We start from the raw sequence: 9,745 nt of genomic DNA, 5'->3' as shown, positions 1-9,745 counted from the left end.
CGGAGACGGTGCGCGCGGAGGCGCCCGAGGAGGCCCGGGATGGAGGCACCGTGGCGGTCGGAGACTCGGTGCTGACGACACAGGTGCCGCTCACCCGGGCGCCCTCCGTAGGGTCGCCCCTCTCCGCAGAAGTGCCACCCCGGCCCTTGCCGGGACAAAGGCGTCCGGATGCCACGGGCCGCTGCCCCCGGTCCCAGGTTCCCATCAATGGTGGGTGCTGGATCAAGACGGCATTGGAGCTGAAGGACTGTGGCGAGGACACCTACGTGTACAAGGGCGTGTGTTACTCGCCCGCCTACCCCCCGGCGCGCCCGCCCACTTCGAGTCCAGCGGGCCGCGTTGAAGAAGCCCCATAGGCCCGGGAGGGCTACCGGACGGGCCAGTAGAAGCGCTGGAGCGGGACGAGGGCGCGCGTCGGAGCATCGAGCTGCTCGTGGGAGCATCACTCGGGCGGCCCCGTCAGCGGCCCCCCTCGGCCCCGCTGCACCCTCCCTCCCCCTCACATCCCTCTTATGCTCTTCCCGCAGCCGCGGGTACGGCTCGCGTCCGGGGAGGAGCGGCTGCTGGACGACGCTCTGGGCCCCGGCTTCGCCGTGCTGAGCAGACAGGGCGGCCCGGCGGTGGAGGCCGCGCAAGAGCTCGCGGAGGCGCTGGGAGGAAGGGCCCTCACCCTCCTCCCCGCGGGGATGCGGAGCACGGACTCCGACGCGGTGGAGGACCACACCGGCAGGCTGGCGGAGTGGTTCACCCGACACGGCGTGGACGTGACGGTGGTCCGCCCGGACCGCTTCGTCTTCGGCGCGGTGCCCCTGGCACGGCTGCCGGTGCTGCGCAAGGCGCTGGGACTCCGCTGCTCCTGACAAATCCCTGATTTCCCACAAAGCGCACACCAAACTACAAACATCCACAAAGGAGTTGTCTGTAGGCAACTTCTCGGGTCGACGTCGGATAATTCATGCATAGGTGGGTGTTTTCCCGCCAATTCCCCTGCGGAGAACCATCATGGGCACGATCGACAACATCACCCGGCGCCGTGACACCGTTTCCACTCCTCCCCCTCCGGCCCCCGAGCAGAAGAAGAAGTCCACCTCCCCTGCCCCGAAGGACTCGCCCTCCGCCGCGAGCAACCACCCGGACGTGCGCGCCCACCAGGGGCAGAGCCGCTTCGAGCCCGCGTCGGGCCCCACCGCCGCCGCGCCCGCCACCAACGCCGCGGGCGCCCGGAAGGAAGTCCAGGGCGCGAAGGCCCGGCTCGACAAGGCGCGCGAGACCACCCAGGCGAAGAACGAGCGGCTGTCGAAGCTCCTGGCGAACTTCGGCCCGGCGCTCAATGACAAGCAGAAGGCCCAGTTCATCCAGAAGTTCCAGCAGGCGCCCGAGAACAAGGAAGCCTATGCGGAGGAGGCCAAGGCGGCGCAGGCGCTCGCGGAGTCGCTGGAGAAGAACCAGGCCACGCTGGGGCAGGCGGCCATCAAGGACCCGCAGGCGCGCAAGGAGCTCTACGAGTCGCTCGAGTCGCTGGCCAATTCCCCCGCGTCCGCCCGGGCTGCGGACGTGGTGGAGAAGCTCTTCAAGGACCCGGCCGTCGGACGGGCCTTCAACGAGTTCAAGGACTTCAACAAGGAGGTCCTCCAGCCCGCGGCCAACGGGCTCGCCGCCCGTCTCCTGGTGGAGAACAACGGGGACCCGAAGAGCGCGATGAGCGCGTACGTGGAGAAGCTCAAGCAGCTCGACAAGACCTTCGCCGACTTTGGCAAGCCGCTCTTCGACGCTAAGGACGGCGCGGCGCAGGCCTCCATGGCACTCAAGGCGATGGAGCAGGCCGCCAACGGCAACTACGACTTCTTCGAGGAACTGGGGAAGGACTTCGCCAACCAGAGCGCCGGACAGAAGCTGCTGACCGCCGGCCTCATCGCGTTCAGCGCGCACACCGGGGCGGCCAAGGCCAACCAGGGCGAGTACGTGGAGGCCGTGAAGGAGTTCGCCGGCGCGGGCAAGGGGACCCTGGAGTTCGTGGCGGGCGCCACGCAGAGCCTGGTGGACCTGGGCCGCAACGCCGAGAACGGGCTGGCCCTCCGCCATGGAGGCAAGGCGCTGAGTGCCGCGGACTTCGCGCTGAGGTTCGCCCCGGGGCTCGGGGCCGTCGCCAGCGCCGCGTCCCTGGCCGTCAACACCCAGAAGGCGAAGGAGACCGGCAACCCCGGCTACGCCGTGGCCCTTTTCGGTGATGCCATCGGTGTCCTCGGCGGCGCGCTGGGCTCGTTCCCGGGAGGCCAGGTGCCGGGCGCCGTCGCCAGCGGCATCGGCGCCGGCATCAGCGCGGTCGGAGAGCTGCTGGGCAACGTCATCGAGGAGAAGGGACTCGACAACGAGCGCCGGAGCCTGCTGGACCAGATTGGCATCAAGGGCAAGCTCCAGGACGCCCTGATGGACGCGGGCGGTGACCGCATCGACCTCCTCACGGGGAAGCTGGGGCTGACGCCGGACCAGCTCCAGAACCTCATGCGAAAGTATCCCGAGCTCACGAACGGCAGCATCGGGCTGGACCCCGAGCCCATCCCCGCCGTCGAGAAGCTGGCAAAGAGCGGCGGGCTGAACGGTGACCAGCTCCACCAGCTGCTGGATGGAGTCATCACGGAAGCCAGCTCCCGGTATGGAGACAAGGCGGACCGCGCGCTCGAGCCCTTCTTCCGGACGCTCCGGAACAACCCGGCCCAGAACCGCGAAGGGCTGAAGCAGTTCTTCGACTCCGCGGCCAACGACAAGAACACCGACGCGGAGCTCAAGGTGCTGTGGCAGCAGGCCTCGCGCATCCTGAGTGGGTTCCCCGCCCAGCGCTGAGTGAGGGCCCCGCCCCCGCGCACGAGCACGGCGCGGGGGTTCGGGTCGTGAGTGAGCCTGAGTGCGATTGCAAGGCCCACGGCTTGGAAGCACTCAAAGACAGACACTCGGCCATACCCATGCGGTGGTAGGTCGCTCGACACCCCATCCCCCCCTGACTTGCCACGACACCGGAAGAGGCGCAGGCTTCCTCCCCAGCGTGGCGGGTCTCCGCCACGCGGCGTGGGGGGGATTGCTTGCTGCCGCCGGTGGATGACGCGCTGCTCGACTCGCTGGACCGCCATGCGCGGCGGCGCGCGGAAGGCATTCCCACGCTGAGCACCCTCGTCGGCCCTCCGGAGCGCGCGCTCGCCCTGTGGACCGAGTGGGTCCACCGCCACGGGCTGAGCGTCGTCGTGGCGGAGGACGATGACGCCCGGGCCATGGTCTCCGCGTGGGCCACGGCGCTCGCCCGCGAGCGGGATTTGACGGCCGACGCGGAGGCCTTCGTCGTCCTCTCCCAGCCCACGGGCCACCGGCGCGAGCTGCTCTTCCGGGGCAAGACGCTCCACGAGCGCCGCGCCCTCCTGGAGGGCCTGACGCCGCCCCACGCCGGCTCCGCCACCTGGGAGCTGAGCCGCCGCCTCCTGGAACCCCCTGCCCGTCCTCGCCCGGAGCCCTTCCCGCGACGGTGAGCGAGGTCATCCAGGAAGACCCGCTCGCGGCGCTCCAGGCGCTGCTATCCATTGTTCCCCTCGACCGCGCACCGGCCTTGCGCGTGCGGGGCGGCCCTTCCGACTTCCGCGCGCTCCGCACCGCCGCGTCCCTCTGCGCCGCGGCGCCAGCCCTCACCGCCGTGTGCGTGCTCTCCCCGGAGACGCTCGCCGAGCACCAGCGCGAGGCTCAAGACAGCCAACAGGCCGGCGGCCGCTGCCACGCACCTGAAGGGAGCGCGGCCTGGGCAGGCGTGTCCCCCAAGGGGGCTCAAGCGGCCTGTCCACCGGCCGGGAGCATCGCGCGGGCGGCCCCGTCAGCGGCCCCCCTCGGCCCCGCTGCACCCTCCCTCCCCCTCAACAGGGCCCCCATCCCTCTATGCGTCAGCTGACGGTGAACTGCTCGCTCAGCTCGTCTCCGTCCTCGTTCACCTGGACGTACTCGAGGCTGCGGCCGATGCTCCGCTCCGCGCACAGCCGCGCCAGCTCCTTCAGCCGCGCGCTCGCCGTGTCGAGCGTGCCATCCAGGTGGCCCTCCAGGAGATAGAAGGGCGCCATGCCGGGCTGCGAGCCCGTCTCGTGGCAGTAGAGGTAGAAGCCCTCCACCTCGTGGACGATTTCCACGCCCACGCGCCCGACCTTCATGTCGAGCCGCTCGGTCCGCAGCCAGTCCCGCAGCAGGCGGGAGACCGCCTCGGAGTCGCCCGTCTCGAGGGTCCCGTAGAACGCAATCCTGTCCATGGCCCCCTGAGGCATCCCCTCATATGACACCGAAGGCTTCGCGGAAAACCGGTTGCCCGTGCGGCAGCGGCAGCGGCTCGCCGCGCTTCCGTGAGATGGCGCGAACAAGAAGGCCCGGGCCGCCGAAGCACGGCGACCCGGGCCTGTCATCTCACCGCGCTCTTAGTAGCGGTAGTGGTCCGGCTTGAACGGGCCCTCGACGGAGACGCCGATGTACGAGGCCTGGTCCGGGGTGAGCTTCGTCAGCTTCACGCCCAGCTTGTCGAGGTGCAGCCGCGCCACCTCCTCGTCCAGCCGCTTGGGCAGCGTGTAGACCTTCTTCTCGTACGCCTTGAGGTTCGTCGCCAGCTCGAGCTGCGCGAGGCACTGGTTGGTGAAGCTCGTGGACATCACGAAGCTCGGGTGGCCCGTGGCGCAGCCCAGGTTGAAGAGGCGGCCCTCGGCGAGGATGAGCACGCTCTTCCCGCTCGGGAAGGTCCACATGTCGTACTGCGGCTTGATGTTGGTGCACTTGATGCCCGGCACCTTCTTCAGCCCGGCCATGTCGATTTCGTTATCGAAGTGGCCGATGTTCGCGACGATGGCCTTGTCCTTCATCCTGGCCATGTGCTCCGCGGTGACGATGTCGCGGTTGCCCGTGGCGGTGATGAAGATGTCCGCCTTGTCCACCCAGTTGTCCATCGTGTCGACCTGGTAGCCCTCCATCGCCGCCTGGAGCGCGCAGATGGGGTCGATCTCCGCGATGATGACGCGCGCGCCCTGGCCCTTGAACGCCTGGGCGCAGCCCTTGCCCACGTCGCCGTAGCCGAAGACGATGGCCACCTTGCCGGACAGCATCACGTCCGTGGCGCGGTTGAGCCCGTCCACCAGCGAGTGACGGCAGCCGTACAGGTTGTCGAACTTGCTCTTGGTGACGCTGTCGTTGACGTTGATGGCCGGGAACAGCAGCGTGCCGGCCTTCTGCATGTCGTACAGACGGTGCACGCCCGTCGTCGTCTCCTCGCTCACGCCGCGAATCTTCGGCGCCACGCGCTGCCAGAGCTGCGCATCGCGCTTCTGCAGGTCCTTCAGCAGGCCGAGGATGACGCCCCACTCCTCGGGCTCGCTCGCCGCGTTGAAGTCGGGAACCTTGCCGGCCTTCTCGAACTCCAGGCCCTTGTGCACCAGCAGGGTGGCGTCACCACCGTCGTCCACAATCTGGTCCGGGCCGGAGCCGTCGGGCCAGATGAGGGACTGCTCGGTGCACCACCAGTACTCCTCCAGCGTCTCGCCCTTCCAGGCGAAGACGGGGATGCCCTTGGGGTTCTCGACCGTGCCGCCCGTCTCGGGACGGCCCACCACCACGGCCGCCGCCGCGTGGTCCTGCGTGGAGAAGATGTTGCACGAGCACCAGCGCACGTCCGCGCCCATGATGGACAGCGTCTCGATGAGCACCGCCGTCTGCACCGTCATGTGCAGCGAGCCCATGACCTTCAGGCCCTTGAGGGGCTTCGTCTGCCCATAGCGGGCGCGCAGCGCCATCAGGCCGGGCATCTCGTCCTCGGCCAGCATGATTTCCTTGCGGCCCCACTCGGCCAGGCTCAGGTCCTTCACCTTGAAAGCCGGCCGGTCCGCCGTCTTCGTCTTCAGCGCAGTGCTCATCATCGACTCCGGTTGAAAGCTGCGGGTTGGAGGTGCTTCTTCACTTCTCGCGGACCGCCACGGCGGACAGCAGCGCGGGGCCCTTGGCCGCGGGGTCCGCGGGCAGGTGGTGGATGCGGACGTCCGTGAAGCCCGCGCCGGTGAGCCAGCCGGTGAGCTGCTCCGGCTCGAAGCCCAGCCAGACGTGTCCCATCTGTTGTTGGTACTCGCGGCGCTCATGCCGCTGCATGTCGATGATGAGGACGCGCCCGCCCGGCGCCAGCGCCCGCGCGGCCTGAGCCAGCACGGCCGCCGGCTCCGCCACGTGGTGCAGCACCAGGTGCAGCAGCGCCACGTCCAGCGCCCCGTCATCCAGCGGCAGCGAGTGCAAATCCCCGCGGTGCAGCTCGACGTTGGGGAGGCTCCCCAGCCGGGCCTTCGCCGCCTTGAACATGGCCGCGGAGGACTCCACGGCGATGACGCGCCGCACGTACGGCGACAGCATCTCCGACGTCTGCCCCGTGCCGCAGCCCAGGTCTCCCACGCGCCACGCCGGGTCCAGCAGGGCCAGCAGGCCGAGCACGTCGAAGCGCTCGCCGAACAGCTCGCGGCGCAGCTTGTCCCACTTGCCCGCCGCGCTGGAGAAGAAGGCCTGGCTGCGGCTCTGCCGCTCGGCGAGCACGGAGGCCAGCCGCTGGTCGTCCTGCTCCGCGGAGATGGCCTGGGACATCTGCTCGCGCGTCAGCATCCACAGGCGCCGCGCCGCGGGAGGCAGCCCGTCCAGCGCCATGTGGTACAGGCGGCTGGTGCCCTCGGGGCGCCAGTCCACCCACCCGTCGTCCGCCAGCACCTTCAGGTGCCGGCTCACCGTGGACTGGGGCAGTTGCAGCACCGCGCACAGCTCCACCACCGTCAGCTCGTGACGCTCCACCAGGCGCAGCAGGCGCACCCGGGTCGGGTCGGCGAGCGACGTCATCCAGCCGAGTATGGCGGGCGCCGTGTTCATGCGTGGGGAAAACTCAATCCGTCAATCCGGATGGAGTATTGATAGGGGGCGGGCTCCGGTCAAGGAGAAGATGCCGGACGGGCGGGATGCGACACCGGCTCCTTCCTGGCGCGGCGGGCGGACGGCCGAGCGATGTGAAGCCCTCGATGGGACCTCCCGCCCCACGGGGAGGCCCGGACAGGCGTGGCCCATTTGCGGTGCCTCCGGGCGTGCTCCCACCTTCGGGCATTGCTTCGTCTGGAGGTGCACATGGCTGGAATCCTCGGGAGAGGTCTTGGCGCGGCGGGGCTGACGGCCGCACTGGTGGTGGGCCTTCTGGTGGGCTGTTCCGCCCACGCGGATGACTCGCGGAAGCAGGAGCGCCGCATTGGCGAGGCCGCGGCGGACCGGGAGCAGTACGTGGGCCAGCTCGTGCTCTTCGATGCCAAGCAGATTGCCCTGGGTGAGCTGGCGCTCCAGCGCTCCCAGGACCCGCAGGTGCGCCGCTTCGCGAGGCAGTTGGTGGCCGACCACCGCAAGCACCTGAATGACTTGCGGAACTGGGCCGACACGCAGTCCCTGGAGGTGGCGGTCATCGACCTGGCCATACCGGAGGGGCAGGAGGGCGTCGGTGGCTCCGGCAGCGCCGGCATCCAGGAGGGCTACGAGGCGCGCATGAAGGGCGTGGACAAGCGCCTGGAGGAGGACGTCGGCGACGCCCAGGAGGACCTGAACGAGGTGCGGGCGAAGCAAGGCGCGGAGTTCGACAGGGCCTTCATCTCGCGTGTCATTGACGACCAGGAGGACGGGCTGGAGCTGGTGGAGGACGGCATGGACACGTACCGGGCGGATGCCACGTTCGGCCTCCTGCTCAACCACACGAGCAACGTCATCGACCGCCAGGTGGCGCGCGGGAAGAGCCTGGAGAAGGTGCTCGACTGACCCGGCGCTGCCACGACTGTGTACGGCGCCTGTCGCTGAGGCGACGCGCCCGTTGACGTGCCTCGCGGTGGCGCCTATCCCGGCTTCCATGCGGGCCGCTGCGAGGCTGCTGCCTGCGTGCCTGATGGGGGTGCTGTGCGCGTGCACGGCGCCCACGCCCCGGGTGCCACCCGTGTCTCCCGAGGGCACCACCCCGGCGGGCCCCTTCCTCCCCGAGGCCCGCGCCCTCTTCGAGGGGTGCACGCCCGTCCCAGACAGCGCCGAGTCGCGCACCTACCGTTGCGGCGGCCTGTCGGTGTGGCTCACCGAGGTGAAGACCGAGAGCCTGGCCGACGTGCTCACCTATTCCTGGGAGCGCGTCACGTCACGCTTCGGAGGGGAGGATTTCAAGGAGGTGCCAGGGGAGCTGCCGCTCGCGGGGGAGCCCTGGCCTTCCGCTCGCTTCGTGGTGTGTGAGCGCGCGGATGGAGGCGCGGACACCGGCGAGAACTGCCGGGCCGGGGGCTACTACTCCGCCGTCTCCGCGGGGCCCGGGCGGCTGCGGGGGCTCGGGTGTATCGCGCGAGACAACGCGCGGCCCCTGCTGGCGCGATGCCTGGAGTTGCTCGAGTACCTCGCGTCTCACGGCAACCCCGAGGGCGACGTGCTGGGCGCGGACGCGCTGCTCCTCCCGCCGCGTCTGCCGTGGCGCACGCTGGCCGTGCCCGAGGGCTGTCAGGTCTCCGCGTCCACCACCCGCGCGGGGCGCATCCGCTGCGAGGACTCCTCCTTCGCGTGGAATGTCTACATGCCCGCGCGGACGGATGTGACGGTGCTGTGGAGAGACCATGGCGTGGCGGAGCTGGCGGAAGCGCTGCCGGGCTCCGGGCCCGTGGAGGAGGTGCCGTGCCGCCTGGAGGGACTGCCCGCGCGCTGCTCCCGCTTCACCGCGCCCACCGGGCGGGGGCCGCTGGTGGTCTGGGCCGCGGCGACGGAGTGGAAGGACCGCGCGCTCTACGCCTCGTGCAGCTTCCTGGCCTCCGATGCTCCATTCCCCGCCGTGTGCAATGGTGCGTTCTCTCTTCCCTGACTCCGCTGGAGGGCGGTGCCTCGTGTACGAGCTGCAAGGTGTGTCCAAGCGCTTCGGCTCCACGCAGGCGCTGCACCCGCTGACGCTGCGCTTGCCCACGGGACGCACCACGGTGCTGCTGGGGCCCAGTGGCTGCGGAAAGTCCACGCTGCTGCGGTTGCTCAATGGCTTGTTGTCTCCGGACACCGGGCGCGTGCTGTTCGACGGGCAGCCGCTGCCCCGGGACACGGAGGCGCTGCTGCCGGTGCGTCATCGGGTGGGCTATGCGCTCCAGGGCGGCGGGCTCTTTCCGCACCTCACCGGGGAGGAGAACGTCACCCTCATGGCCCGGCACCTGCGCTGGCCCGCCGCCCGGACGCGTGAGCGGCTGGGGGCGCTGGTGGAGCTGACACGCTTTCCGGTGGAGGCGCTGGGGCGCTATCCCGCGCAGCTCTCCGGTGGGCAGCGGCAGCGTGTGGCGCTGATGCGTGCGCTCATGCTGGACCCGGCCGTGTTGCTGCTGGACGAGCCGCTGGGCGCGCTGGACCCGCTGGTGCGCCATGAGCTGCAAGGGGACCTGCGCGCCATCTTCGCCCGACTGCGGAAGACGGTGGTGCTGGTGACGCATGACCTCGCGGAGGCGGGCTTCCTCGGAGACGACATCGTCCTCATGCGCGACGGGCGTGTGGTGCAGCAGGGCGGCCTCTCCGAGCTGGAGGCCCAGCCCGCCGACCCGTTCGTCACCCGCTTCATCCAGGCGCAGCGGCCCATGCCGGGCGGAGGGGCGGCGGCGTGAGTGCCTCGCATGTTTCGGGCCTCGTGCGCGGCTTGTGCGCCCAAGGAGTCGTGAGGTCTTCCTCCGGCTCCAGCCTCCTG

9 protein-coding genes are annotated in these 9,745 nt (G+C 70.1%); 6 read left to right on the top strand and 3 right to left on the bottom strand.

From position 1 onward, the window contains the following. Positions 1–512: 512 nt before the first annotated feature. From K8638_RS41975 to K8638_RS41965, 3 genes are all read left to right on the top strand, one after another. Positions 513–860 carry a hypothetical protein gene (locus tag K8638_RS41975; RefSeq protein WP_223760407.1) on the top strand — a complete coding sequence of 116 codons (348 nt, stop codon included), beginning with the start codon at positions 513–515 and terminating at the stop codon, positions 858–860. 142 nt (positions 861–1,002) lie between these two features. Next, a complete protein-coding gene (locus K8638_RS41970) occupies positions 1,003–2,841 on the top strand; it encodes a hypothetical protein (protein WP_223760406.1) in 1,839 nt (612 codons plus the stop codon). A 236-nt stretch (positions 2,842–3,077) separates the two neighbouring features. Next, positions 3,078–3,515, top strand: coding sequence for a hypothetical protein (locus K8638_RS41965; RefSeq protein ID WP_223760405.1), 438 nt, complete (start codon positions 3,078–3,080; stop codon positions 3,513–3,515). A gap of 402 nt (positions 3,516–3,917) precedes the next feature. Here the strand turns inward: K8638_RS41965 and K8638_RS41960 are convergent, their stop codons facing one another. The 3 genes from K8638_RS41960 to K8638_RS41950 form a co-directional block, all read right to left on the bottom strand. Continuing rightward, positions 3,918–4,274, bottom strand: coding sequence for a hypothetical protein (locus K8638_RS41960; protein ID WP_223760404.1), 357 nt, complete (start codon positions 4,272–4,274; stop codon positions 3,918–3,920). A gap of 162 nt (positions 4,275–4,436) precedes the next feature. Then, positions 4,437–5,915 (bottom strand): adenosylhomocysteinase, encoded by a 1,479-nt coding sequence (gene ahcY / locus K8638_RS41955; RefSeq protein ID WP_223760403.1) that lies wholly within the window; start codon positions 5,913–5,915, stop codon positions 4,437–4,439. 40 nt (positions 5,916–5,955) lie between these two features. Next, positions 5,956–6,900 (bottom strand): metalloregulator ArsR/SmtB family transcription factor, encoded by a 945-nt coding sequence (locus K8638_RS41950; protein WP_223760402.1) that lies wholly within the window; start codon positions 6,898–6,900, stop codon positions 5,956–5,958. A 249-nt stretch (positions 6,901–7,149) separates the two neighbouring features. Here K8638_RS41950 and K8638_RS41945 point away from each other — a divergent pair, with 249 nt between their 5' ends. The 3 genes from K8638_RS41945 (at position 7,150) to K8638_RS41935 (ending at position 9,665) form a co-directional block, all read left to right on the top strand. Further along, on the top strand, positions 7,150–7,821 hold the full coding sequence (locus K8638_RS41945) for a DUF4142 domain-containing protein (protein ID WP_223760401.1): 672 nt from the start codon (positions 7,150–7,152) through the stop codon (positions 7,819–7,821). Positions 7,822–7,909: 88 nt separating this feature from the next. Further along, positions 7,910–8,890, top strand: a complete 981-nt coding sequence (locus tag K8638_RS41940; protein WP_223760400.1) for a hypothetical protein — start codon at positions 7,910–7,912, stop codon at positions 8,888–8,890. A 22-nt stretch (positions 8,891–8,912) separates the two neighbouring features. Next, positions 8,913–9,665, top strand: coding sequence for an ATP-binding cassette domain-containing protein (locus K8638_RS41935; RefSeq protein ID WP_223760399.1), 753 nt, complete (start codon positions 8,913–8,915; stop codon positions 9,663–9,665). Positions 9,666–9,745: the final 80 nt, after the last annotated feature.

The sequence above is a fragment of the Myxococcus sp. RHSTA-1-4 genome (genome assembly GCF_020037125.1).
Taxonomy (GTDB): Bacteria; Myxococcota; Myxococcia; order Myxococcales; family Myxococcaceae; genus Myxococcus.
Note: the sequence above shows the minus strand (reverse complement) of the source record. Positions and strands in the feature narration are given on the sequence as shown.

Excerpts from the sequence above, each read along its gene's own strand:
- K8638_RS41975 (WP_223760407.1), top strand. The coding sequence starts at position 513 with ATGCTCTTCCCGCAGCCGCGGGTACGGCTCGCGTCCGGGGAGGAGCGG.
- K8638_RS41970 (WP_223760406.1), top strand. The coding sequence starts at position 1,003 with ATGGGCACGATCGACAACATCACCCGGCGCCGTGACACCGTTTCCACT.
- K8638_RS41960 (WP_223760404.1), bottom strand. The coding sequence starts at position 4,274 with ATGGACAGGATTGCGTTCTACGGGACCCTCGAGACGGGCGACTCCGAG.
- ahcY (WP_223760403.1), bottom strand. The coding sequence starts at position 5,915 with ATGAGCACTGCGCTGAAGACGAAGACGGCGGACCGGCCGGCTTTCAAG.
- K8638_RS41950 (WP_223760402.1), bottom strand. The coding sequence starts at position 6,900 with ATGAACACGGCGCCCGCCATACTCGGCTGGATGACGTCGCTCGCCGAC.
- K8638_RS41945 (WP_223760401.1), top strand. The coding sequence starts at position 7,150 with ATGGCTGGAATCCTCGGGAGAGGTCTTGGCGCGGCGGGGCTGACGGCC.
- K8638_RS41940 (WP_223760400.1), top strand. The coding sequence starts at position 7,910 with ATGCGGGCCGCTGCGAGGCTGCTGCCTGCGTGCCTGATGGGGGTGCTG.